Genomic DNA, 24414 nt, shown 5'->3' with positions numbered 1-24414 from the left:
CGGGCGGCGCGCATTTTTTAACGGACAAAAGGTACACCTATGGCATCCTATTTTTGCCCATGCCCGCGCGGCATGGAAGCGGCGTTGGCCGAAGAGCTGGGCGAGATCGCCCAACTCAGCACCACCATGAAGGTGCACAACCAGGTTCCGGGCGGCGTGCACTGCTCGGGCGACCTGCTTGATTCCTACCGCATCAACCTGCACTCGCGCATCGCCTCGCGCGTGCTGATGCGCATGGCCGTCACCGGCTACCAGAACGAGAACGACATCTACGACCTGGTGCTGGCGCAGCCGTGGGAAGACTGGTTCACCTACGACCATACCATCCGCGTCGACGTCACCGCCGTGAAGTCGCCGCTGAAAAGCCTGGAGTTCACCACGCTGAAGATCAAGGACGCCATCTGCGACCGCTTCCGCGACCAGTTCGACAAGCGTCCCTCGGTCAACACCAAGGAGCCGGACATGCGCATCGTCGGCTTCCTCGACGCGCGCCAGTTCATCATCTACCTCGATACCTCGGGCGAGGCGCTGTTCAAGCGCGGCTGGCGCGAGGAAACCGGCGACGCGCCGCTGCGCGAGAACCTGGCCGCCGGCCTGCTGCGCGTGTCGGGCTGGAAGCCGGGCATCCCGCTGTTCGACCCGATGTGCGGCTCCGGCACCATCCTGTGCGAAGCGGCGCAGATGGTGCAGGGCATACCGCCGGGCGCGCGCCGCCGCTTTGCCTTCGAAGCCTTCAACGACTTCGATCCGGCGCCGTGGAACGACATGAAGAATTCGATCAAGGCCAATCCGCTGCCGGAGTCGCCGATCATCTTCGGCTCCGACATCTCGGGCGACATGGTGGCGATGACGCGCCATAACCTGAAGTGCGCCGGCATCATGTTCGACGTGCCGCTCAAGCAGATCGAGGCGCAGGAAGTGAAGGCGCCGACCGAGCAGCCGGGCATCCTGCTGACCAACCCGCCGTACGGCGAGCGTATCGGCGTGCGCGGCGACAGCACGCTGCCGGAAGACGAGCTGGCGAGCAGCTTCTATTCGGCGCTGTCGACCACGCTCAAGCAGCGCTTCGCCGGCTGGACGGTGTTCCTGTTCACGGCGGACCTGGGCCTGCCCAAGCTGCTGCGCCTGAAGGAATCGCGCAAGACGCCGTTCTTCAACGGAGCGCTGGAATGCCGCTTGTTCCGCTTCGATATGGTGGCGGGCTTCAACCGCCGCGAAGCCGCCAAACCCAAAGAAGTCTAACCGCCTAACCCCGCGGGGCCGCGCGGGGTCCGACCCCGGCTGCGGCATCGCGGTTGGGGGTGACAGCATGCGCTCTCGAAGGAAAACGTTTTATGTTCCCTACGCCTCCCGCCAATATTCCTCCCGACCCCGCCGCGGACATTCCGCCGCCGCCGCCTTCGCACATGAGGGTGCTCTCCGCCGGCGCGCTGGCCGCCACGCTGGCCGCGTTGTCGATGCTGGGGCCTTTCTCGATCGACGCCTACCTGCCGGCCTTCCCCAACATCCAGGCCACGCTGCATGCCAGCGCTATCGAGGTCCAGCAAAGCCTGACCTTCTACATGCTGTCCTTTGCCTGCATGGTGCTGTGGCACGGTGCGCTGTCGGACGCCTTCGGCCGCCGCAACGTGATCCTGGTGTCGCTGGTGACGTTCACCATCGGCACGCTGGGCTGCGCCGCCGCGCACACGGTCCAGTACCTGTGGGTGTTCCGCATCCTGCAGGGCGTGTCGGCGGGGGCCGGGGTGGTGGTCGGCCGCGCCATCATCCGCGACCTGTATGAGGATGCCGCCGCCGCGCGCCTGCTGTCGATGGTGACGATGATCTTCTCGATCGCGCCGGCCATCGCGCCGATACTGGGCGGCTGGGTGGTCACGCTGTTCGACTGGCGCGCCATCTTCCTGGCGCTGCTGGCCTACAGCGTGCTGCTGTTCATCTACTGCTACCGCCGCCTGCCGGAAACGCTGCCGAAGGAAAAGCGCCATCCCTTCAATCCGCGCTTCCTGCTGCGCAATTACGGCGAAATCCTGCGCTCGCCGCTGTTCCACATGAAGTCCGGCGTGGTGGCGCTGAACTTCGCCGGATTGTTCCTGTATATCTCGTCGGCGCCGGTGTTCCTGCCCCAACACCTGGGCCTGGGGCCGGGCCAGTTCGGCTGGCTGTTCATTCCATCGGTGGCGGGGATCTTCCTCGGCGCGCTGGCGGCGAACCGGATTGCCGGAAAGATGACATTTTCGCGACAGATCGGCATCGGCTTTTGTTTCCTGCTGGCGGCGTCGATATTTAACCTTTCATACCATGCGCTGATGCCCGCTTCGCTGCCGTGGTCGGTGGCGCCGATGTTCGTGTATGCCTTCGGCATGTCGCTCGTTGCCCCCGGGGCAACCTTGCTGGCGCTGGACCTGTTTCCGCATATCCGGGGGACGGTGGCATCCTGCCAATCTTTCGCCGTGACCCTGCTGGGAGCGATGGTGGCGGGGGTGATTGCACCCTTTCTATCACATTCGGTGCTGTGGTTAGCCGCGGGACAGATGGCATTTAGTACCTCTGCTCTCGTTTTGTGGTTGACGTCGCGCTATTACCGGCGCATGCTTCTACGCCATCCGGTCCGATAATCATTAACGGCAGGAAATTCACTTAGTTTAGAAAGAAATCTTACTTGCTATTAAGTTACTACGAGACTTTATGTTAGTATAATTTTTTAATACAACGTTTCCTGGCCCCCAAGACCGCTTGATACGATGCATCAACCTGACCATGATATTCGCAATCGCCTGCTGATTGCCCGTCTGCCGGCAATGCCGCAGATACTCATTAAGTTGATTGAGCACTTGCAAGCCGACGACGCTGGCATGCCGGAGCTGGCCGCCCTCATCGCCAAGGATGCGGCGATGACCAGCAAGATACTCACCGTCGCCAACAGCTCGGCCTACCACCGCAACCAGCGCACGGTCGGCCTGGAGCAATCGCTGGTGTCGCTGGGCACCGACATGATCAAGACGCTGGTCATCAGCGAATCCGTGTTCCAGACCTTCAACAGCTTCCCCCATTCGGGCAGCACCGATCTGCGCGGCTTCTGGAAAGGTTCCCTCACCACCGCCGTCATCGCCCGCGACGTGGCCAAGAAGATGGAATACCCGCACGTCGAGGAAGCCTACCTGGCCGGCCTGCTGCACAACGTCGGCCGGCTGGCGCTGCTGGCGACCGCGCCCAAGGAATACTCGTTCAACTTCACGGCGCGCGACGACGAGGATCTGTGCGCCGTCGAGCAGCGCACGCTGCAAATCACGCACTCGGAAGCGGGCGCCTGGCTGATCGAACGCTGGCACCTCGATTCCTTCCTGGCCGACAGCGTGCTGTATCACCACGAGCCGATTGCGCGCCTGGAGTCGGCGCATCCGCTGATCCGCATCGTGCGCCTGGCGCACCTGCTGTGCTTCCACGAGGGCGAGGAGGAGCAGGCCATCGAAGACGCCAGCCAGCTGTGCGGCCTCGACGCCGGGACGCTGGAACAGATCATCCGCAACGCCGCGCGCCAGGTGGAGAAGTCCGCCGCCTACCTGGGCATCGACCTGGCCGGCGCCGACGACATCCCGACGCCGGCCGCCTATGCGCCGCCGGCGGTCGATCCGGTGCAGCAGCGGCTGTCCGAGGAAGTGCGCAACATGGTGCTGGTGTCCGAGATGGGCCAGACCTTCGCGCGCCAGCAGGGCGAATCCGGCCTGCTGGAATCGATGACGCGCTCGGCGCGCATCCTGTTCGATTTCGAAAACGCCGTGGTGCTGATGGAGAATCCGACCGGCCATGCGCTGCACGGCATGGCCACCGGCGAGCACCTGCAGAAGCTGGCCGAATTCGTCATCCCGCTCAACAAGGGCGGCGTGGTGGCGGAATCGGCGCTGGAGCGCAAGCTGACCTACATCAGCCGCGAGTCGCCGACCTTGAACGTGGCGGAGGAACAGCTGTTCCGCATCCTCGGCAGCGAGGGCATGGTGTGCCTGCCGCTGGTGGCCAACCAGCGCTGCCTCGGCATCCTGATCGGCGGCGCGCCGGCCTGGCAGATGCCGTCGTTCCAGAAACGCGAGCGCTTCCTGCAGTCGTTCGGCACGCAGGCCGCGGCCGCGCTGGAAACGGCGATCAGCGAACGCGGTCACGCCCGGCGCCAGATCGCCCATGTGGCCGAAGAATACCGCGAAGCCTCGCGCCGCGTGGTGCACGAGGTGAACAACCCGCTGTCGATCATCAAGAACTACCTGTCCGTCCTCGACAGCAAGCTGGCCAAGCGCGAGCCGGTGGTGGGCGAGATGTCGATCCTGAACGAGGAAATCGACCGCGTCGGCCAGCTGATCAACGGCCTGGCCGACCTGCAGCCGACCGACGCCTCGCGCGTGACCGACGTCGCCCGCGTGGTCGACGACGTGCTGCGCCTGTTCCGCGCCACCGAGTTCGTGCCGGCTTCGGTGCAGATCGTGGTGCGCATGCAGGAGGAGCCGGCCGAGATCGACGGCGACGCCGACCTGCTCAAGCAGATCCTGGTCAACCTGATCAAGAACGCGGTCGAAGCGCTGACCGGCGGCGGCAAGATCGAAATATCGCATCGCGGTCACGTCAACCGCGAACGCAAACTGTATCTGGAGCTGGTGATCAGCGACACCGGACCGGGACTGTCGGCCGAAGTACTGGCCAACCTGTTCTCGGCGGTACGCAGCACCAAGGAAGGTGCGCACCATGGCCTGGGCCTGTCCATCGTCCATAGCCTGGTGAAGAAAATGCAGGGCCTGATTACCTGCCGATCCGGCAAAACGGGTACTACCTTTGAAATTCTGCTGCCCGCCCGTGGCAGCGCCAGTCAAATCACCGGCGTGCAAACGCGGGTGATGGATTCAGTTTAAGGCCATGATGAATCTTGTGAACCCTGACGACCACGCCCCCGTCGCCATTGCTACCGATAACTGCCCGCGCATCCTGCTCGTTGACGACGAGCCGCGCCTGCTGTCATCCCTGTACGAACTGCTGCGCGACCGTGACTACCATCTGGTGACCGCGACCTGCGGCAGTGAAGCGCTGGCCCAGCTGACCAGGCTCCAGTTCGACCTGATCCTGCTCGACCTGCGCCTGCCCGACATGAGCGGCCACGAGATCATGGACTTCATCAACGCCAAGGGCATCGACGGCGACGTCATCGTCATGAGCGGCGACGTCGGCATCGAGGCGGCCATCGGCGCGCTGAAACGCGGCGCCTACGACTACCTGCGCAAGCCCTACAGCCGCGAGGAGCTGCTCAAGACGGTGGAGAACGCGCTGCAGAAGCGCCGCCTGGCCATCGACAACGAGCGCATCGCCTCCAAGCTGGAAAACTCCGAGAAGATGTACCGTTACCTGGTGGACAGCTCGCCGGACATCATCTACACGCTGAACCACGAGGGCAAGTTCACCTTCGTCAACGACCGCGTGCAGCAGCTGCTGGGCTTCACCCGCGAAGAGCTGATCGGCAAGCACTACTCGATCCTGGTGCACGACGAGGACCAGGAGCGCGCGCGCTACGCCTTCAACGAGCGCCGCGTCGACGAACGCGCCTCGCGCAACGTCGAGCTGCGCCTGAAGTGCAATACCGGCGGCGGCATCGAGCGCACCTTCAACAACACGCTGATGACGATCTCGCTCAACGCGATCGGCATGCACATCCCGGACCACGAGGTAAAGAAGCACGAATTCTTCGGCACCTACGGCGTCGCGCGCGACATCACCGACCGCAAGCGCGCCGAGGAAGTGATCTCCTACCAGGCCTACCACGACATCCTGACCGACCTGCCCAACCGCATGCTGTTCAAGGACCGCCTGGGCCTGGCCGTGATCCAGGCCAAGCGCAAGCTGACCGAGCTGGCCGTGATGTTCGTCGACCTGGACCGCTTCAAGCTGGTCAACGACACGCTGGGCCACGTCAAGGGCGACGAGCTGCTGCAGCAGGTGGCGCAGCGGCTCAAGGATTGCCTGCGCCGCGGCGACACGCTGGCGCGCCAGGGCGGCGACGAATTCACCATCGTGCTGCCCGAGCTGCGCGACCGCCAGGACGCCAAGTCCATCGCCGACAAGTTCCTCGAGAGCCTGCACAAGCCGTTCGACCTGGACGGCCACGAGGTGCACATCTCGGCCTCGATCGGCATCGCGATTTATCCGGGCGACGGCGAGACCATCGACGAGCTGCTGCGCCACGCGGACATCGCCATGTACCAGGTCAAGGCGCTGGGCAAGAACGGCCACAGCTTCTATCACAACTCGATGCTGGACGTGTCGCACCAGAAGATCGCGCTGGAGCAGAGCCTGCGCAAGGCGCTGGAACTGAACGAGCTGGAAATGTACTACCAGCCGCAGGTCGACGTGGCCAGCGGCCGCATCATCGGCGCCGAAGGCCTGATGCGCTGGAACCATCCGCAGCGCGGGCTGCTGTCGGCCGGCGAGTTCCTGCCGTTCGCCGAAGAGAACGGCCTGATGCTGCCGATCTCCGACTGGATGCTGGGCGCGCTGTGCCGCGACCTGCTGCAGTGGAACGCCGCCGGCGGCGAGGCGATCCGCCTGTCGCTGAACCTGTCGCCGCAATACCTCGACCGCGGCGACTTCTTCGAGAAGATGCGCGGCGCGCTGACGCGCTACGGCATTTCGCCGGCGCAGATCGAGGTCGAGATCACCGAGAACATCTGCATCCGCAATCCGCAGTATGCGATCGAGCAGCTCAACAAGCTTTGCCAGCTGGGCGTGTCGGTGGCGATCGACGATTTCGGCACCGGCTATTCGTCGCTGTCGTATCTGCACCGCTTCCCCATCCACACGATCAAGATCGACCAGTCCTTCGTCAAGGAGATCCACGACGAGAACGGCCACTACCCGGTGATCCTGGCGATCATTTCGATCGCGCGCGGCCTCGGCCTGCACCTGGTGGCCGAGGGCGTGGAAACCGACGTGCAGGCGCGCTACCTGCAGGCCAACGGCTGCACCACGATGCAGGGCTATCTGTATCACCGCCCGATCTCGCTGACCAGCTTCATCGATGTGCTGCAGGCGCAGAACCTCGCATCGGTGCCGTCCATGGCGCATGGCCACGGCCACGCCGTGCTGCACGCGGTGCCCAGCGTCGACCCTCAACCTCAACCGACGATGATCGCGATACAAGCCTAAGCCAGCATGACGAAATACGGTCCCAACGAAGCCGACGCGAACAACGGCAGCACCTACACAGCCGAATTCCTGCGCGTCAAAGGACTGGCCGAGCGCGGCGTCGCCAATGCCCAGCACAGCCTGGGTTTCATGTACTTCAACGGCCAGGGCGTGGCGCAGAGCTATGAGCTGGCCGTGGTCTGGTATCGCCAGGCCGCCAGCGCCGGCCTGGAACACGCGCAGTACAACCTGGGCGTGATGTACCAGAAGGGCCAGGGCGTCGAGCAGAACTACCAGGAGGCGGCGGCGTGGTACCAGCTGGCCGCCGAGCAGGGTTACGCGGCCGCCCAGTACAACCTGGGCTGGCTGTACGCCAAGGGCCAGGGAGTGGACGCGGACACGCAGAAAGCCATGCACTGGTTCAGCAAGGCGGCCGACCAGGGCGACGCCGGCGCGCAAAACAATCTCGGCATGATGTACGACACCGGCAAGGGCGTGCCGCAGGATTTCAAGCAGGCGATCTCCTGGTACCGCAAGGCGGCGGAGCAGGGCTATCCGCGCGCGCAGTTCAATCTGGGCCTGCGCTACGACAACGGCCAGGGCGTGCCGCAGGACGTGGGCCAGGCGATGTCGTGGTACCGCAAGGCGGCCGACCAGGGCTACGCGCCGGCGCAGTTCAACCTGGCGCTGCGCTTCGACAAGGGCGACGGCATCGCGCAGGACAGCCAGAAAGCCATCCTGTGGTATCGCCGCGCGGCAGAGCAGGATCACGCCAGCTCCCAGTTCAACCTGGGCCTGATCTACGACAACGGCCAGGGCGTGCCGCGCGATGAGCAGAAGGCGCTGGACTGGTACCGCAAGGCGGCAGAACAGGGCCATGCGGCGGCGCAGAACAACCTGGGCCTGCGCTACGACCACGGCCAGGGCGTGCCGCAGGATTACGAGCAGGCGCAGTTCTGGTACCGCAAGGCGGCCGAGCAGGGCTTCCCCGGCGCGCAATACCATCTGGGCATGCTGTACGACGCCGGCCACGGCGTGGTGCAGGATCCGCAGGAGGCGATCTTCTGGTACCGCAAGGCGGCCGACCAGGGCCACCTGCGCGCGCAGTTCGATCTGGGCCTGCGCTACGAAACGGGACGCGGTGTGCCGCGCGACGAACGCAAGGCGATGGGCTGGTACCGCCGCGCCGCCGAGCAGGATTACGCGGCGGCCCAGTACAGCCTCGGCCTGCTGTTCGACAAGGACGACGGACCGCAGCCCGACTGCGCGCAGGCCAACGCCTGGTACGCGAAGGCGGCGGAGCAGGGCCACGCGCTGGCGCAATTCACGCTGGGCCTGCGCTACGACAACGGCCAGGGCCTGGCGCAGGATTACGCGCAGGCGCACCACTGGTACCTGAAGGCCGCCGGCCAGGGCCACGCGCGGGCGCAGTTCAACCTCGGGTTGATGCTGATGTTCGGCCAGGGCGTGCGCGCCGATATCGGCCAGGCATGGATATGGCTGGCGATGGCCGACCGCGCCGGCTTTACCGCGGCCGCCCGCTATCTGAAAACTGCCGCCGCCCGCATGGACGGCGAGCAGCTGGCGCAGGCGCGCGAGCGGCTGGAGCTGTTGCCCGGCTGAGCCGGCGTCTCAAGTCTTCGGCGTTTCCGCCGTTAGTTAACCGACAACCGCGATTCCGCAGTTGCGACGCTAACGGCCGGCATGCAGATCAACACCAACCTCTCCTCCCTGAACGCCCAGCGCAGCTATGCGCGCTCGGGCGAGGACGTTGCTGCGCGCCTGCAAAAGCTCTCCAGCGGCCTGCGCATCAACTCCGCGCGCGACGATGCCGCCGGGCTGGCCGTCAGCGAGCGCATGACGGCCGGCGTCAACGGCCTGCACCGCGCCAGGCAAAATATCAACGATGGCATTTCGCTACTGCAGGTGGCCGACGGCGCGGCCGCGCAGCTGCTGGACAACTTCCAGCGCATGCGCGAGCTGGCGGTGCAGGCGGCCAACGACACCAACAGCCAGGGCGACCGCGCGGCGATCCAGATCGAGGCCAACGCGCTGGCCGCCTCCAACCAGGACATCGCCGCCGGCGCGCGCTACAACAACATCGGCCTGCTGGACGGCAGCTACTCGCAGCAGCTGCAGGTGGGCGCGGAAGCCAGCCAGACCATGATGCTGACGATACCGCGCGCGATCATCCAGCCGGGCTTTGAGAAGACGATGGCCGACGTGGCGCCGCAGCAGGCGACGGCGGCCGGCACCACGGTGCTGGGAGCGATACAGTACGGCGACGTGGTGATCAACAACAAGGTGGTGGGCGCCTCGGTGGCCGGCGCTCTGCCGGGACAAAGCGCCGGCAGCGCCTATGCGGTGGCGGCGGCGGTCAACACGGCCAATATCCGCAACGTCTCGGCGTCGGCGTCGACCACGCTCGATGGCGCGGTCGGCGCCGCCGGCGCGCTGGCGGCCGCCAGCTTTTCCATCAACGGCGTCGATATCGGCGCCATCGGCGGCGTTACGGCCGCCGCGCGCGCGGCCAGTGCCGCCGCCGCCATCAGCAACGAGGCCGGCACCAGCGGCGTCACCGCCAGCGCCGTGGGCGGCACGCTGACGCTGAGCGCCGCCGATGGCCGCGATATCGTCATCGCCGAAGCGAACGCCGGCAGCGCCGGTTCGCTTGGGCTGGCGCTGGGCAACCACAAAGGCACGGTGACGGTGACCGAGGCACCCCGTCCCGGAGGACATGCGATGAGCATCGCCGGCGCCAACCCGGCGGCGGCGGGGCTCAGCGCGGGGGCGCAGGCATCGGTCGTGATCGGCCCGCCCGATCTGGAGGAAGTGAGCGCGTACACGTCCGGCGAGCCGCCGCTGGACCTGTCCACTTTCAGCGGCGCCACCGATGCGCTGACCTATATCGACGGCAAGATCGACGACATAGGCAGCATCCGCGCGCTGCTGGGCGCCGCCAGCAACCGGCTGTCGGCGGCCGCCGGCAATGCCGACAACGGCGCCGTCAACCTGGAAGCGGCGCGTTCGCGCATCCGCGACACCGACTACGCCAGCGAAACCGCGCAACTGACGCGCGCCAGCATCCTGCGCCAGGCCGGCGCCTCGATGGTGGCCCAGGCCAACGCGCAGCCGCGCAGCGCCTTGCTGCTGCTGCGCTGACCTTTAGCGTCAGGCCAGCCCCGGCGCCGACAGGTGGCCGATCCGGTAGCGCTGTTCATGCGGCAACGGCGGAAGTGCCGGTTCGCCGCGCCACAGCACCATCCGCACGATGCTCCAGCCGGCCGGCTCGAAGCCGATCACCACCGCCAGCGCGCCGCATTCGAGCGCATGCCTCGCATGGCCTTCCTCGCGCAGGCGCAGCGCCGCCAGGTCGCTGTAGGGCGCGATGGCCTCGACGCTGCGGGTGGCATGGCGCGCCTGCCGCAGCGCGCCGCCGACGCTGGCGTGCCACGGCGTCCAGGTCTGCACCGAAGGCCAGCCGAACGCCTGCGCCACGCCGGCGAAGCCGGGGCCGTTGAGGAAGCCGTGCATGGATTCCTCGTCCCGCCACAGGTAAAACGGCGCGTAGCGGTTCTCCGCTGCGTCGACATGCCCGGCGCGGTCTGAATATAAGTAGGCCTTGAACACCAGGCCCGGCAAGTTGTCCAGCAACGGCCCCTTGGTGGCGATGCGTTCGCGCACGATGCCCATGTCGTAGTCGGCCGGCAGCGTGAAGCCATATTGCATGGCGATCATCGCTGCGCTCCCAGCAGCGATGCGGCCGGCACGCCGCCGCTGAACGACCAGTCCTCGCCGCTGGTGCTGCTGATGACCACCATCACGTCCACCGGCCGCAGCCCGGGCGCGTCGGCCAGCAGTTCGACCAGCCGCCGGTAGAACCCCTGCTTGAGCTCCACCGTGCGCGGCTTGCCGATGGTGATCGCGATCAGCACGAAATCATCGGAGCGCGGCCCGCCTTCGCTTTCGTAGTCGCGGTCGAAAACCAGTTCGTGCGGTTCGTGCTGGTGGATGACGTGGAAGCGGTCCTTGGCGGGCACGTTGAAGGCCTCGACCATCGCCCGGTGCAGGCTGGCCGACAGCGCGGCCAGGTATTCGGGGGATTTCCCCTTCAGCAGTGAAATGCGGCTCATCGGCATGATGCGCTCCTGTTTGTGTGATTGACAGGCTCACGATACAGGTCTATTTTGATCCTGAAAATCAGGAATATTTTGACAGATGGTTCGGTAAAACGGGATGATCATGCGACGGATTACTTTCGACCTGGACGTGCTGCGCACTTTTGTCACCGGCGTCGACCTGGGCAGTTTCGCCAGGGCGGCCGACCGGCTGGGGCGTTCCACCTCGGCCGTCAGCGCGCAGCTGAAAAAGCTGGAGGAACAGGTGGGCATGCCGGTGTTGCGCAAGGAGGGACGCGGCATGGTGGTGACGCCGGCCGGCGAGTCGCTGCTGGGTTATGCGCGCCGGCTGCTGGAGCTGAACGACGAGGCGGCGACGGCCGTGCGCGGCGCCGAACTGGCGGGCAGCGTGCGGCTGGGCATGCAGGAGGACTTCGGTGAGCATCTGCTGACCGAGGTGCTGGGCCGCTTCGCCCGCGTGCATCCCAAGCTGCGCATCGAAGCCAGCGTGGCGCGCAACGCCGACCTGCTGGCGCTGCTGGCCGGCGGCCGGCTGGACCTGGCGCTGGCCTGGGACCACGCCGGCACGTCGCTGTCGCAACTGCAGCCGCGCCAGACGCGGGAGGTGGCGCGCGTGCCGCTGCGCTGGATCGTGGCCAGGGACGGCGTGGCGCCGTCGCTGGCCGGCGGCGAGCCGCTGCCGCTGGTGGTGTTCGATTCCCCGTGCCTGATGCGCTCGGCCGCGATGGAGGCGCTGGACCGGGCCGGCATCGCGTGGCGGATCGCCTTCACCAGCCCCAGCCTGGGCGGCGTGTGGGCGGCGGTGGCGGCGGGGCTGGGCGTCACCGTGCGCACCGGCGTCGCCCTGCCGCCGTCGCTGCGCATGCTGGAGCAGGGCGGGTTGCCGCCGCTGCCGGTGATCGGCCTGCACCTGCACCGGGGCGAGGCGGAACTCAACGTGCCGGCGCAGCGCCTGCATGACATCGTGCTGCAAGCCCTGGCGACGCACACGGCGGGAGATATATAATTTGCAACGTGGGCGCAGCATCCGACTCCGCCACATACAGGGACTACCGCCATGTTGAAACGCTTGATGTTCTCGTTGTATCTCGGCGCGCTGGCCGCGCCTGCATGGTCGCAAACCGCTGAAACTGCGCCGGCCGCGCCGGTGACGGAGGCCGCCGAGGCCGTGCCGGAACAAATCCTCGTCACCGGCCAGCGCCCCGGCCCGGGCCTGTGGAAAATATCGAAGGACGACCATGTGCTGTGGGTGTTCGGCAGCTATTCGCCGCTGCCGAAAAACATGGAATGGCGCTCGCGCCAGGTGGAATCCATCCTGGCAGGTTCGCAGGAATACCTGAAACAGCCGATGGCCGGCGCGCACGTGGGATTCTTCCGTTCGCTGACGCTGCTGCCCTTCGTCATCGGCTTGAAGGACAATCCGGACGGCGCGAAACTGAAGGACGTGCTGCCGGCCGACGTCTATGCGCGCTGGCAGCGGCTCAAGGACAAGTACATCGGCAAGGACAACAGCATCGAGAGCGAGCGTCCGATTTTCGTGGCCGACGAGTTGTACAGCAAAGGACTGGCGCATGCCGGACTGTCGTCGGGCGGCGAGGTGTACGCGGCGATCGACAAGATCGTCAAGAAGAACAACATCAAATCGACGTCGCCAGGCGTGGAGCTGGAAATCGACAGCCCGGTCAAGGCGCTGCGCGACTTCAAGAAATCGGCCATGGACGACGTGGCATGTTTCTCGACCACGCTGGAGCGGCTGGAGACCGATCTTGACGCCATGCGCGTGCGCGCCAACGCCTGGGCGGTGGGCGATATCGAAGCGATACAAAAGCTCAGTTACGCCGACCGCGAGAGCGCATGCAAGGCCGCGCTGACCAACAGCGACTTCCTCAAGAGCCAGCCGGGTTTCAAGGACATGGATGCGCGCCTGCGTGAAGTATGGGTCACGGCGGCGGAGAAATCGCTGGCCGCCAACGCATCGACGTTCGCGGTGCTGCGCCTGAAAGACATCCTCGACCCGCAAGGCTATATCGCAGCCTTGCAGGCCAAGGGGTACAAGGTGGAGGCGCCGCAGTAAGGGGCGACCGCCTGTCTTTTGTCCAGTGACTATTGGATAGATTGTTTGCCCTGCAATCAAGTACACTTGCCTCGAAGAAAAATTGCTTCATATAAAATTTTAACTCCGGGGTAAAAATGAAAAGAAATACACTGAGCGCGCTGGCGATTGGCGCGGCAATGATCTCGGCGCTGGCAGGCTGCGCAACTGAAAGCTCGCAGGCGCTGGCTGTGCCGACCGTGGCAAGCGCCGCCCGTCCCTACGCCGGCGCCCGCACCTTGGTCGCCGTCGGCAAGTTCGATAACCGCTCCAGCTTCATGCGCGGCATTTTCTCCGACGGCGTCGACCGTCTGGGCAGCCAAGCCAAGACCATCCTGATCTCGCACATGCAGCAGACCAACCGCTTCAATGTGCTGGACCGCGACAACCTGTCTGAGACCAAGCAGGAAGCCGACTTCAAAAAGCAAAGCCAGAGCATCAAGGGTGCCGATTTCATCATCACCGGCGACGTGACCGAGTTCGGCCGCAAGGAAGTGGGTGACCACCAACTGTTCGGCATCATGGGGCGCGGTAAGACCCAGGTCGCTTACGCGAAGGTCACGCTGAACGTGGTCAACATCGCCACTTCGGAAGTGGTGTATTCCAGCCAGGGCGCGGGCGAGTACAGCCTGTCCAACCGCGAAGTGCTGGGCTTTGGCGGCACCGCCAGCTATGACGCCACGCTGAACGGCAAGGTGCTGGACCTGGCCGTGCGCGAAGCGGTCGACCACCTGGTGGCCGGCGTCGAAGCCGGCGCGATGAATACCCGCACTCAATAAGGCGACCCATGAAACAGACAATGATCAAGCGCGCCGGCATGGTGCTGGCGCTGGCCGCCGGCGTGGCGTTGACTGGGTGCGCGAGCGCGCCCAAGACTATGTATGGCTGGGAAGGCTATCAGCCGCAGGTATACCAGCATCTGAAAGGCGAAAGCCCGGACCAGCAGATCGCCGCGATGGAGCTGGCGCTGCAGAACATCAGCGCCAAGGGACAGACCGCGCCACCGGGCTTCCATGCGCACCTCGGCATGCTGTACTCGATCGCCGGCAAGCCGGACCAGGTCGTCGCTCAGTTCGAGGACGAGAAAAAATTATTCCCGGAGTCGGCGGTCTATATGGATTTCCTGCTGGCGAAAACCAAGAAGAGTGTGAACTGATATGCTGAACCGAATCCTGAAACTGGTCGCCGTGATGGCGCCCGCCGCCCTGATCGTCGGTTGCGCGACGCCGAAGGCGCCATATGACTATACCGCCTTCAAGGCGGCCAGGCCGCGTTCGATTTTGGTGCTGCCGCCGCTGAACAATTCGCCGGACGTCAACGCTGCCAACAGCGTCTATGCGCAAGTCACCTATCCGCTGGCCGAAGCCGGTTACTATGTGTTGCCGGTGGCGTTGGTCGGCGAGACCTTCAAGCAGAACGGTTTGACCAGCGCGAGCGACATGCATGCGGTCGATACGGCGAAGCTGAAAGAGATCTTTGGCGCCGACGCCGCGATGTACGTCACCATCACCAACTACGGCGCCAGCTACACGGTGCTCAACAGCGTGGTGGTGGTGTCGGCCAATGCCAAGCTGGTGGATCTGAAGACCGGCGCGGTGCTGTGGACCGGCACCGCCAGCGCCTCCAACAACGAGGGCGGCAACAACGGCGGCGGTGGCTTGATCGGCGCGCTGGTGGCAGCTGCCGTCAAACAGATCATCAACAGCACCACCGATGCTTCACATCCGGTGGCCGGCGTGACCAGCGCCCGCCTGCTGTCGGGCGGCCTTGCCAACGGCATGTTGTACGGCCCCCGTTCGGAAAAGTACCAGCAACAGTAATGACTTCCCGGCGCACTACTTCCTGATACGCGCCCCGGCCAGCTGCGCCACGCCGGCCAGCGTGGTCTGGGCGGCGTTCAGGCCGAGCAGGAAATCCTTGTCCGAGTAGGTCGCGTACACGTCCGACGGCTGGTGCCAGTTGGGATCCCAGCCGGCGCCGATCTGCTGGCCGCGCTCATTCTCGCGCAGCGAAATCGACGGCACCAGGTCCATGAACGGCGTCGAATCGGTGTTCGTCATGTGGAAGCCGACGGCGGCCGGATAGTTGGTCGCGTACTTGTCGTTGGCGGCGCGGAAGGCCCACGCCAGTTTGGCCGAAGCCTCCGCCTGTTTCGACACCGACTGGTATTCGATGTTGACGTCGGCCTCGCGGCGCTGCTCGGGCGGCGACACGTACACCGCCTGGCCTTTCGCGTCGAGCACCGGCTTGCCGGCGGCGTCCAGTTTCGGGATCGGCATGCCGTGGTCCCACATCATCATGTCGTGCTGGATCATGCCCAGCCACTTCGGCTCCGGATACTTGCCCGAGCCCTTGGGCGACTCGATGCCCTGCAAGTCCTTGCGCTGCATGGCGTAGGCGGTGGCGCCGTTCAGGCCCGTTTCCTCGTTGTTCCACAAGGCGAAGCGGATCGAGCGGTCCGTCTCGACGCCGGGCGCGCTGAAGATGCGCGCCAGCTCCATCACCAGCGCGGTGCCGGAGCCGTCGTCGTTGGCTGCCTCGCCGAAACCGATGCCGTCCATGTGGGCGCTGACGATGTACATCTCTTCCGGATGCGTGGCGCCGACCTTGGTGCAGTAGACGTTCTCGCGCTGCGAGGTGCCGACCGGAGTCTGCTCGGCGTTCAGCGCGCGCAGCTTTTCATCCGGCTGCAGCATCGGATCGGTGTTCACGCCGGTGGGGATGCGGTTGCCGAACAGCGTGCTGCCGCCTTGGCCCGGCGGGCCGCCGGCGCCGCCGCTCGGTATGCCGGGTGCGCGCTTGGCCGGCGGCGCGTCCGGCGCCGGCTGCGTGTATTGGTACTGCAGCCGTTCGGTGTTGGTGCAGCCGTAGGACTTGAGCTGCGCCTCGATCCAGTCCAGTGCCTGGCGATTGCGTTCGGTGCCTTGTCGGCGGTCGCCGAAACGGGTCAGGCTTTTGATGGTGGCCTTGTATTTTTCCAGGTCCAGCTGGCCGACCAGCGTGGAGATCGGATCGGCCGCGGGATCGGCGGCGGCTGGCGCCAGAGGGATGGCCAGCGCTAGCGCCGCCATCAGGGCTGCTGATTTCATGTAACGTCCTTTCGACATGTCAGGCAAACCAAGAATATAAATGATTTGCCGCCTGCCGGGACGAAACAATACGTCAGGCCATCGCCAGACGCGCTACCTTGGACGCGCGCTTGGCCGGCCGGCCGGTTGCCTGGCTGGCCGCGCGCGGCGCTTGCTGCGTATCGCCGGCGAGCTTGAACACGCTGACCAGTTGTGCCAGCGAGCCCGCCTGGTCCTGCAGCGATTCGGCGGCGGCCGCCGCTTCTTCCACCAGGGCCGCGTTTTGCTGGGTCACGGTGTCCATTTCGCTGATGGCCTGATTGATCTGCTCGATGCCGGAGTCTTGCTCCTGCGTGGCGGAGGCGATCTCGGCCATGATGTCGGTCACGCGCTTGACGCTGGCGACGATCTCGTCCATCGTGCTGCCGGCCTGGTTCACCAACTGGCTGCCCAGCTCCACCTTCTCGACCGAGGCGCCGATCAGCGTCTTGATTTCCTTGGCTGCCGTGGCCGAGCGCTGCGCCAGGTTGCGCACTTCAGATGCCACCACGGCAAAGCCGCGGCCCTGCTCGCCAGCCCGCGCCGCTTCGACGGCGGCGTTCAGGGCCAGGATGTTGGTCTGGAAGGCGATGCCGTCGATCACGCCGATGATGTCGACGATCTTCCTGGCCGATTCGTTGATCGAGCCCATGGTGTCGATCACCTGGGCTACGACCGCGCCGCCCTTGACCGCCACGTCCGACGCGGAGACGGCCAGCTTGTTGGCATGGCGTGCGTTGTTGCCGTTTTCGCGGACGGTGGCGGTGATTTCCTCCATCGACGAGGCGGTTTCCTCCAGCGAACTGGCTTGCTGTTCGGTGCGCGCCGACAGGTCGTGGTTGCCGGTGGCGATCTGGGTCGACGCGGTGGCGATGGTCTCGGTGCCGGAGCGTACCTGGCCGACGATGTTTTTCAGGCTCTCGTTCATTTCCTTCAAGGCAGTAAGCAACTGGCCGGTTTCGTCCGTGGCGCAGGCGTCGAAGTGGGTGCTCAGGTCGCCGGCGGCGACGGTTTGCGCTACCTGCACCGCGCGGCGCAAGGGGAGGACGATGGAACGCGTCAGCAGGTAGCCGATGGCGGCGGCCAGCAGCGCCGCCACCACGGCCAGCACGATCATCAGCATGTTGGCGTTGTCGGCCATATCGCTGGCCTCTGCCGCGAACTGTTCCATGCCCTTGACCTGGGTGTCGGCGAACGCTTCGATCGCAGTCAGGTAGACCGTCTGCGGTGGAAGGACTTCCTTGATCAGATAGTCGCGGCCGGCGTCAGCCTGTTTCCCCTTGATCAAGCCGATCAGATGGTGTTCGCGTTCCGTGAACGTGGCGCGCGCCGCCATCAGCGCCTGCAGCGCCGCCTTGCCCTTTTCCGTATGGATGATGACCTGGAGCTTGTCGAGCGCCCCCGCGATGATCGGTGCCGAGTCGCTGATCTTGACCAGTTCGCGGGCGGAGACCTGGTCGTCGTTGGCGATCAGCGCGGTACGCAGCGCGCGGGCCTGGCGATTGACTTCGTTTTCGATAGTATGCGCGAGCGCGACCTTGGCATAGCGGTCATGGACGATGATGTCGGTGTTCGTGTCGATTGCCCGGATGCGGCTGATGCCGATCGCGGCCAACGCGGTCATCAGCGCGATGATGACGGCAAAGCCGACGCTCAACCGGATGCCGATCTTGAGGTTTTTTATTGCGTTCATTTTTTTTACCCGTGATATAGATTGCCAATGAAATTGCCAATATTTGCTACATCATTGCTGGAATCATTGGGGTCCAGCGGGGATCGGGCCGGAAGAGACGGTCAGTGCCCCCGGGGAGCGGGGGCCACTGAGACGATGAGACAAGTGTAGGACGGTAATTGCCCAACAGCAAGGGGAATTCTAACGAATAATCACGGTTGTTGTTTCTTGTATGCGCCGGCGGCTGGTGTCGTCAGCTGCTGGATCGCGGCCGACACGTAGACCAGCGGCGCGTTCCAGTTGATGGCGATTTCATTGCTGGCGTAGGAGCACACATTGTCCAGCCAGGCCTTGGCCGGCATCGCCGAAGGATAGGGCTGCCGGCAGTCCTTCTTGTCTTGCTGGCCGGGCTGGGGGCCGCCGACTATCATGCCGGGCACCGGCGCCGCAATGCCGTCCGCTTCGGAGGGACGATGGTGCGGATGCAGTGGCGACTTGATGCCGTAACCGGTGACGAAGGAAGTGTCGATGGGATTGCGCCCCAACACATAGTCCAGGCTGGACTGGGCCGCCTGCAGGTACTCGCGCCTGCCGTTCAGCTGGTAGCCCTGCAACAGCATCATCGCCTGGTTCAGCGCCACGGCGTTGCTGCCCCAGACGAAGTCGCCGGTTTGCATGGCGACGCCGTAGGCCGATCCCTTCCACGCCGCCAGCAGCTTGCCGGCGAGCGCATCGATCCGGCCGGCGATCAGGGCCTGGTCGGCCGCCGCGCTCAGTTGCTTGCGGTGCCGCGCCAGCGACATCCAGGCCAGGCCGTGTACGTCGCCCCACGACGGCACGGTCGCTTCCAGCTTCGTCGCCTGCATCGCCTTGTAGTAGTCGTCGTTGCGGGTGGCGATATACAACTCGGCCGCGGCCCAGGCGAATTCGTCGCTCACATCCTGGTCGGGATATTCGCCGGTGGCGATATCCTTGGGCTGTTGGTACAGCGCCTTGGGATGGGCCTGCGCCCACTGCCATGCCGCCTGCGAGGCCGCCAGCATCCGCGCCGGCATGCCGTGCAGCTGCTTGTCGTACGGAGCGAGCACCCGGCTGGCGGTGGCCATGACGGCGGCGAAATCAAGCGTGGCGGCGGTGGTCTTTTGCACCACGTAGCGCGCCTGCGTGGCCTGGTCCGGCATGACCGCGATGCCGTCGAAGGCCTTGTTGGTCAGCTTGTGATACACGCCGCCGTCGTTGGGATCCTGCATCGACAGCATCCATTCCAGGTTCCACAGCACCTCATTGAGCAGGTCGGGAATGCCGTTGCCGCTTTCCGGGATGTTCAGCTGCTGTGCCTTGAAGAACTCGGGAAAGTCTTCATAGGCGGCCAGCAGCGTGTAGGTGGTGATGCCGGAGTTGACGATGTATTTGTTGTAGTCGCCAGCGTCGTACCAGCCCTTGGGACTGGAAATGACCGTGCCCGCGGGACGGGCGGCCGACGCGGCGGAATCGTGAACGAGAACCTGGGTATCGGGATGCCCGGCGGCCCGGGCAAAGACGCCGGCGTGCCGTTCAGGCAGGGCGGTGCCGGCGCGGTTGAGATAGTAGTATTTGATCGCCGCGGCGTTGAGCGCCTGGTAGGCATCCGCCGCCACCGTGAACGGCGCCGAATCCGGCAGGCCGGCGACCCGCAACTGATAGCGCCCCGGCTGAACCAGGCCGGAGAAGTCGGCCTGCCTGACGGTCTCGCCGGATGGCGCCCACAGCGCGGCCGGTCCCAGCTCCCCGGCCATCACTTCGGCACCGCTGCCCGCCTCGACGATGGCGAACTTTTGAGCCGCCACGTTCGGCACGACGGCCAGCTTGTACGAAGCGGGCAGGAAACCGAGCTGGTTCAGTTTGATTTGTACGTCGGCAGGCGCAGCGCATGCCAGCGGCGCAGCCAGTGCGGCGATGGACAAGCCCAGCGCGCGTTGAAAGAGGGGAAGTCTCACTATATTCCTTCGCATGTCGAGAAAAGGGTGTTTGAAAACGTTTTCTCGACACCTTCGGCCAGGCCATGCGAAAAGTCAAATACTTTCCGCTGACAGCCTCAGGCTCGGCGGGTTTGCGGCGGCAGCTTGAACACTTCCAGCGCCTTGGCCACCGCCTGCGCCTGCACGTCGAGCACGCCGGTGGCGGCCGATGCCTCATCGACCATCTGCGCGTTCTGGCGGGTCACCTCGTCCAGCTGCATGATGGCGTCCTGGACCTGGTTGACGCCGCTGCTCTGCTCGCGCGTCGAGCCGCTGATGTCGCCCATGATGGAGGCGACCCGGCCGATGGCCGCGATCACCGCATCCATGTCCTGGCCGGCGGTGCCGGCGACGCCGGCGCCGATCTCGATCTTGCCGGCCGAGACGTCGATCAAGGCCTTGATCTCCTTGGCCGCCGCCGCGCTGCGCTGAGCCAGGTTGCGCACTTCGGTGGCCACCACGGCGAAGCCGCGCCCCTGTTCGCCGGCGCGCGCCGCTTCGACGGCCGCGTTGAGCGCCAGGATATTGGTCTGGAAGGCGATGCCGTCGATCAGGCTGATGATGTCGACGATCCGGCGCGAGGAGCTGCTGATGTCGTTCATGGCCGCCACCACCTGCGCCACCGCGACGCCGGTGCGTTCGGCCAGCGCGGTTGCCCCGCTTGCCACGCCGCTGGCGGTGTTGACGTTGTCGGCGGTCTGGCTGACCATGCCGGTGATCTGGCCCATGTGCGCCGAGGTCTGCTCCAGGTTGGACGCCTGCGCCTCGGTGCGCGCCGACAGGTCGACGTTGGCCGCGCGCACCAGCGTGGTGGTGCTGCGGGTCAGCGTGAAATTGCTGCGGATGTCGACCAGGATGGACGCCAGGTTCAGGTTCAGCTGGCGCACGAACGCTTGCAGCTGGCCCAGCTCGTCGTGGCGGTCGACCGCCATGCGCGTGGTCAGGTCGCCGCCGGCCAGGATGCGGGCGGCGTTGATGCTGGCCTGGATCGGAGCGACCACGGCAAGGTGCAGGTTGCGCCAGCTGTACAGGGCCAGCGCCACCATCAGCACCGCCTGCGCATGCATGGCCGTGTCGGAATAGGGCAGCAGCGCGTGCGCGGCCATGGACAGCGCCAGCAGCGCCATGCCGCCGAAGCATGCGGCCAGGCGCTGCGCCAGCGTGATGTCGCGCAGCGCGTTGGCCAGCCTGCGCCAGCCGCGCGCTGCGGCGGCGCCGCGCACGATGCGGATGCCGTCCGGATTGCCGCCCTTGACGCTGCGGTAAAGCTGCTCGGCTTCCTGGATCTGTTCGCGCTTGGGCTTGGTGCACACCGACATGATGCCGGTGGTCTTGCCCTTTTCAATCACCGGCGTGGCGTTCGCGATGCACCAGAAGTAGCCGCCGTCCTTGCGGGCGTACTTGACCAGGCCGCGCCACGGCTCGCCCGACAGCACGGTGCGCCACATGTCGGCGTCCACCTCGGGCGGCATGTCGGAGTGGTACAGCGATTTTTGCAACTGCCCGCGCAGCTCCTCGTCGGCGTAGCCGCCGGCGTCGATGAAGGTGGAGTTGGCGTAGGTCAGGCGGCCCTGGAGGTCACTGGTGGTGACGATGGGCTTGCCGTCTTCAAGAATGGTTTCCTGGCCGGTCGCGTGAGATGTGCTGCGCATGGACGATCCTGTGCATGGGGTTGACTAAGGTGGTCAGCATACTAACAGACTTAAGTGGCAACTAATTTCTGGTTAGTATTATTTTTGCATGGATGCAACGCGGGTAAGTGTGCTTCCGCACAGATATATCCGGCCCAAGCGGGGAACCTCATGCTCATTTGAAGCGCAACGCAAGAAATGACAGGGCGTAAATATGAGCGACGCGGCACAACCGGTGAGCGAAGATGACGGCCCGCTTTCGCCCTGGTGGATACGCACGATACTGATCGTCATGGTGCTGGGCTTTGCCGGGCTGATCACGGTCACGACGCTGTCTTACCAGAATGCCCCGCCTGTCCCGACGCAGGTGGTGGACGCGCGCGGCGTCGCCGTGTTCAGCGGTGACGATATCAGCAGCGGACAGGCGGTATTTCTCAAGTATGGCTTGATGGCCAATGGCAGCATCTGGGGCCATGGCGCCTATCTCGGGCCGGATTATTCGGCCGCGGCGCTGCATCGCATGGGCGAGCAAACTGTGGAGGCCATCGCGCAACAACGCTATCGGCAATTTTTCGCCGCGTTGCCGCGTTCGCAGCAAGCCGCGGTGCAGGGCGAAGCCACCGTGTCGCTCAAAACCAATCGCTATGACGCGGCCACCGCGACGCTGCATTTTACCGATCCGCAGGCTGCAACCTATCGTGAACAGGTGGACTTCTGGACCGCGTATTTCCGCGAGCCGTCGCGCAACGGCGGACTCAAGGCCAATCTCATCACCGATCCTGCCGAGCTGCGCCAATTCACAGCCTTCGTCATGTGGACGGCCTGGGCCTCGGTGGCCGAGCGTCCCGGCAAAGACTATTCCTATACCAACAATTTTCCCTATGATCCCGGTGTCGGCAATTTGCCCACGTCCAGTGCGTTGTTGTGGAGCGCCTTAAGCCTGATGGTTTTCCTCGCGGGGATCGCGACCGTGTTGCTGGCGTTCGGGAAGTTCGACTACCTCGGCTGGATCACGCGCGGCCATCATGTGCATCCGCAACTGGTGGCGGGCCAATCGAGCCGGGGTCAAAACGCGCTGGTGAAATTCTTTGTTGTCGTCGCGCTGTTGTTCCTGGCGCAGTCGCTGGTGGGAGGCGCCGTGGCGCATTACCGCGCGGATCCCGGCAGCTTCTACGGTTTTCAGCTGGAGCGCATATTTCCGAGCAACCTGGTGCGCACCTGGCATTTGCAGATGGCGATCTTCTGGATTGCCACCGCCTATGTGGCGGCAGCCTTGTTCCTCGGCCGGTCGCTGCGCGCCGATGAGCCGCGCTGGTTGGCCGGCTGCATACACGCGCTGTTCGCCGCCTTTGCATTGGTGATCGGCGGCAGCCTGCTCGGCGAGTGGCTGGGCATTTCACAACTGCTCGGCCGCTGGTGGTTTTGGTTTGGCAACCAGGGCTGGGAATACCTGGAGCTCGGCCGCTTTTGGCAGTACCTGCTGGTCGCCGGCTTGTTCGGCTGGTTTGGCTTGCTGTGGACACTGGTGCGGCCGCGCGCGCTGGCCCGGCCGGCGGTCGGACCCATCGTCCGGATGTTCCTGATCGCCGCGCTGGCCATTCCGGTCTTTTATGTTCCGGCGTTGTTTTTCGGCGCCAAGACCAACTTTACCGTGGTCGATACCTGGCGTTTCTGGATCATCCATTTGTGGGTGGAGGGCTTTTTTGAGTTCTTCGCCACGACGGTCGTGGCGCTGACCTTCTATCAACTCGGCCTGACACGCCGCAATGTCGCGCTGCGGGTCATCTATCTCGACGCGATCCTGTATTTCCTCGGCGGACTGATGGGCACCGGCCACCATTGGTATTTCAGCGGACAAACCAACGTCAATATGGCGCTGTCGGCGCTGTTCTCGGTGCTCGAGGTGGTGCCCCTGACCCTGCTGACCCTCGATGCCTGGGACTTCGTGCGCACGACGCGCGGCGACTGCGACGTGTGCGGCAAGGCGATCGCCATACCGCACAAGTGGACATTCTATTTCCTGATGGCGGTGGGTTTCTGGAATTTCCTGGGCGCCGGTATTTTCGGTTTTCTGATCAACCTGCCGATCGTCAGCTATTACGAGGTCGGCACCCAGTTGACGCCGAACCACGGTCACGCCGCGATGATGGGCGTCTTCGGCATGCTGGCGATCGCGCTGATGGTGTTCGTGCTGCGCCAGACCAGTGACGACACGCGCTGGGCCGGCATCGAGAAATACGTCAGGATCGCCTTCTGGGGCACTAACGTCGGCCTGGCGCTGATGGTGGTCATGAGCTTGTTCCCCAGCGGCGTGCTGCAGGTCTGGGATGTGCTGCAGCACGGATACTGGCATGCTCGCAGCCATGACTACATCGGCAGCGAGCGGTCGCGCCTGATCGAATGGCTGCGCCTGCCCGGCGATCTGGTGTTCATCCTGTTTGGCGCGTTACCGCTGGTGATCGCGTCGATCAAAGGCTACCTGGGCATGCACGCCGCGGAGAGGGAGCATGCCGTGCGGCGTTGATGGCTGAAATCAGCGCTCGCAGCGTTGTCAATTGCATGCAAAGCCGCCTGGAATGCGTGGCACGCGGGTGTGGCTCAATGGTAGAACAGAAGCTTCCCAA

Annotated in this window: 18 protein-coding genes; 12 read left to right on the top strand and 6 right to left on the bottom strand. The window is 64.9% G+C overall.

The window, feature by feature from the left end:
* Nucleotides 1-39 precede the first annotated feature (39 nt).
* From ACSQ3S_RS31750 to ACSQ3S_RS31725, 6 genes are all read left to right on the top strand, one after another.
* Entirely contained in the window at nt 40-1242 is a 1203-nt protein-coding gene (locus tag ACSQ3S_RS31750; RefSeq protein ID WP_436144884.1) for a THUMP domain-containing class I SAM-dependent RNA methyltransferase, read from the top strand.
* A gap of 92 nt (nt 1243-1334) precedes the next feature.
* On the top strand, nt 1335-2615 hold the full coding sequence (locus ACSQ3S_RS31745; protein ID WP_176655701.1) for a multidrug effflux MFS transporter: 1281 nt from the start codon (nt 1335-1337) through the stop codon (nt 2613-2615).
* Between the two features lie 183 nt (nt 2616-2798).
* The gene (locus tag ACSQ3S_RS31740; protein WP_176655700.1) at nt 2799-4892 is read left to right on the top strand and encodes an HDOD domain-containing protein; all 2094 of its coding nucleotides are present in this window, start codon (nt 2799-2801) and stop codon (nt 4890-4892) included.
* A 4-nt stretch (nt 4893-4896) separates the two neighbouring features.
* Nucleotides 4897-7173, top strand: coding sequence for a putative bifunctional diguanylate cyclase/phosphodiesterase (locus ACSQ3S_RS31735; protein WP_176655699.1), 2277 nt, complete (start codon nt 4897-4899; stop codon nt 7171-7173).
* 6 nt (nt 7174-7179) lie between these two features.
* Complete coding sequence (locus ACSQ3S_RS31730) at nt 7180-8775, top strand: SEL1-like repeat protein (RefSeq protein ID WP_176655698.1); 1596 nt, start codon at nt 7180-7182, stop codon at nt 8773-8775.
* A gap of 81 nt (nt 8776-8856) precedes the next feature.
* Nucleotides 8857-10314 carry a flagellin gene (locus ACSQ3S_RS31725; RefSeq protein ID WP_353404343.1) on the top strand — a complete coding sequence of 486 codons (1458 nt, stop codon included), beginning with the start codon at nt 8857-8859 and terminating at the stop codon, nt 10312-10314.
* Between the two features lie 9 nt (nt 10315-10323).
* Here the strand turns inward: ACSQ3S_RS31725 and ACSQ3S_RS31720 are convergent, their stop codons facing one another.
* Nucleotides 10324-10890 (bottom strand): DUF4865 family protein, encoded by a 567-nt coding sequence (locus tag ACSQ3S_RS31720; protein WP_436144883.1) that lies wholly within the window; start codon nt 10888-10890, stop codon nt 10324-10326.
* Nucleotides 10887-11285 (bottom strand): tautomerase family protein, encoded by a 399-nt coding sequence (locus ACSQ3S_RS31715; RefSeq protein ID WP_436144882.1) that lies wholly within the window; start codon nt 11283-11285, stop codon nt 10887-10889. The genes ACSQ3S_RS31720 and ACSQ3S_RS31715 overlap by 4 nt, the downstream gene beginning before the upstream one ends.
* 109 nt (nt 11286-11394) lie before the next feature.
* Between ACSQ3S_RS31715 and ACSQ3S_RS31710 the strand changes: the two genes are divergently transcribed.
* From ACSQ3S_RS31710 to ACSQ3S_RS31690, 5 genes are all read left to right on the top strand, one after another.
* Complete coding sequence (locus ACSQ3S_RS31710) at nt 11395-12297, top strand: LysR substrate-binding domain-containing protein (RefSeq protein ID WP_436144881.1); 903 nt, start codon at nt 11395-11397, stop codon at nt 12295-12297.
* Between the two features lie 51 nt (nt 12298-12348).
* Nucleotides 12349-13365 carry a TraB/GumN family protein gene (locus ACSQ3S_RS31705; protein WP_436144880.1) on the top strand — a complete coding sequence of 339 codons (1017 nt, stop codon included), beginning with the start codon at nt 12349-12351 and terminating at the stop codon, nt 13363-13365.
* Between the two features lie 116 nt (nt 13366-13481).
* On the top strand, nt 13482-14162 hold the full coding sequence (locus ACSQ3S_RS31700; protein ID WP_436144879.1) for a CsgG/HfaB family protein: 681 nt from the start codon (nt 13482-13484) through the stop codon (nt 14160-14162).
* 8 nt (nt 14163-14170) lie between these two features.
* On the top strand, nt 14171-14539 hold the full coding sequence (locus ACSQ3S_RS31695; RefSeq protein ID WP_353404338.1) for a DUF4810 domain-containing protein: 369 nt from the start codon (nt 14171-14173) through the stop codon (nt 14537-14539).
* A gap of 1 nt (nt 14540) precedes the next feature.
* Nucleotides 14541-15203, top strand: a complete 663-nt coding sequence (locus ACSQ3S_RS31690; RefSeq protein ID WP_413448829.1) for a DUF799 domain-containing protein — start codon at nt 14541-14543, stop codon at nt 15201-15203.
* Between the two features lie 15 nt (nt 15204-15218).
* Here ACSQ3S_RS31690 and ACSQ3S_RS31685 read toward each other — a convergent pair whose 3' ends face one another.
* From ACSQ3S_RS31685 to ACSQ3S_RS31670, 4 genes are all read right to left on the bottom strand, one after another.
* On the bottom strand, nt 15219-16472 hold the full coding sequence (locus ACSQ3S_RS31685; protein WP_436144878.1) for a M28 family peptidase: 1254 nt from the start codon (nt 16470-16472) through the stop codon (nt 15219-15221).
* Between the two features lie 73 nt (nt 16473-16545).
* Nucleotides 16546-18183, bottom strand: a complete 1638-nt coding sequence (locus ACSQ3S_RS31680; protein ID WP_436144877.1) for a methyl-accepting chemotaxis protein — start codon at nt 18181-18183, stop codon at nt 16546-16548.
* Nucleotides 18184-18374: 191 nt separating this feature from the next.
* Nucleotides 18375-20138, bottom strand: coding sequence for a glycoside hydrolase family 9 protein (locus tag ACSQ3S_RS31675; RefSeq protein WP_436144876.1), 1764 nt, complete (start codon nt 20136-20138; stop codon nt 18375-18377).
* 98 nt (nt 20139-20236) lie between these two features.
* Nucleotides 20237-21811, bottom strand: a complete 1575-nt coding sequence (locus ACSQ3S_RS31670; protein ID WP_436144875.1) for a methyl-accepting chemotaxis protein — start codon at nt 21809-21811, stop codon at nt 20237-20239.
* Nucleotides 21812-22004: 193 nt separating this feature from the next.
* Here ACSQ3S_RS31670 and ACSQ3S_RS31665 point away from each other — a divergent pair, with 193 nt between their 5' ends.
* A complete protein-coding gene (locus tag ACSQ3S_RS31665) occupies nt 22005-24314 on the top strand; it encodes a nitric-oxide reductase large subunit (protein WP_436144874.1) in 2310 nt (769 codons plus the stop codon).
* The last annotated feature ends 100 nt before the right edge of the window (nt 24315-24414 follow it).

The organism is Duganella sp. LjRoot269 (assembly GCF_964254095.1).
GTDB lineage: Bacteria > Pseudomonadota > Gammaproteobacteria > Burkholderiales > Burkholderiaceae_D > Rugamonas > Rugamonas hordei.
Note: the sequence above shows the minus strand (reverse complement) of the source record. Positions and strands in the feature narration are given on the sequence as shown.

Coding starts and splice junctions, on each gene's coding strand:
- ACSQ3S_RS31750 (WP_436144884.1), top strand. CDS start 40: ATGGCATCCTATTTTTGCCCATGCCCGCGCGGCATGGAAGCGGCGTTG.
- ACSQ3S_RS31745 (WP_176655701.1), top strand. CDS start 1,335: ATGTTCCCTACGCCTCCCGCCAATATTCCTCCCGACCCCGCCGCGGAC.
- ACSQ3S_RS31740 (WP_176655700.1), top strand. CDS start 2,799: ATGCCGCAGATACTCATTAAGTTGATTGAGCACTTGCAAGCCGACGAC.
- ACSQ3S_RS31735 (WP_176655699.1), top strand. CDS start 4,897: ATGATGAATCTTGTGAACCCTGACGACCACGCCCCCGTCGCCATTGCT.
- ACSQ3S_RS31730 (WP_176655698.1), top strand. CDS start 7,180: ATGACGAAATACGGTCCCAACGAAGCCGACGCGAACAACGGCAGCACC.
- ACSQ3S_RS31725 (WP_353404343.1), top strand. CDS start 8,857: ATGCAGATCAACACCAACCTCTCCTCCCTGAACGCCCAGCGCAGCTAT.
- ACSQ3S_RS31720 (WP_436144883.1), bottom strand. CDS start 10,890: ATGATCGCCATGCAATATGGCTTCACGCTGCCGGCCGACTACGACATG.
- ACSQ3S_RS31715 (WP_436144882.1), bottom strand. CDS start 11,285: ATGAGCCGCATTTCACTGCTGAAGGGGAAATCCCCCGAATACCTGGCC.
- ACSQ3S_RS31710 (WP_436144881.1), top strand. CDS start 11,395: ATGCGACGGATTACTTTCGACCTGGACGTGCTGCGCACTTTTGTCACC.
- ACSQ3S_RS31705 (WP_436144880.1), top strand. CDS start 12,349: ATGTTGAAACGCTTGATGTTCTCGTTGTATCTCGGCGCGCTGGCCGCG.
- ACSQ3S_RS31700 (WP_436144879.1), top strand. CDS start 13,482: ATGAAAAGAAATACACTGAGCGCGCTGGCGATTGGCGCGGCAATGATC.
- ACSQ3S_RS31695 (WP_353404338.1), top strand. CDS start 14,171: ATGAAACAGACAATGATCAAGCGCGCCGGCATGGTGCTGGCGCTGGCC.
- ACSQ3S_RS31690 (WP_413448829.1), top strand. CDS start 14,541: ATGCTGAACCGAATCCTGAAACTGGTCGCCGTGATGGCGCCCGCCGCC.
- ACSQ3S_RS31685 (WP_436144878.1), bottom strand. CDS start 16,472: ATGAAATCAGCAGCCCTGATGGCGGCGCTAGCGCTGGCCATCCCTCTG.
- ACSQ3S_RS31680 (WP_436144877.1), bottom strand. CDS start 18,183: ATGAACGCAATAAAAAACCTCAAGATCGGCATCCGGTTGAGCGTCGGC.
- ACSQ3S_RS31670 (WP_436144875.1), bottom strand. CDS start 21,811: ATGCGCAGCACATCTCACGCGACCGGCCAGGAAACCATTCTTGAAGAC.
- ACSQ3S_RS31665 (WP_436144874.1), top strand. CDS start 22,005: ATGAGCGACGCGGCACAACCGGTGAGCGAAGATGACGGCCCGCTTTCG.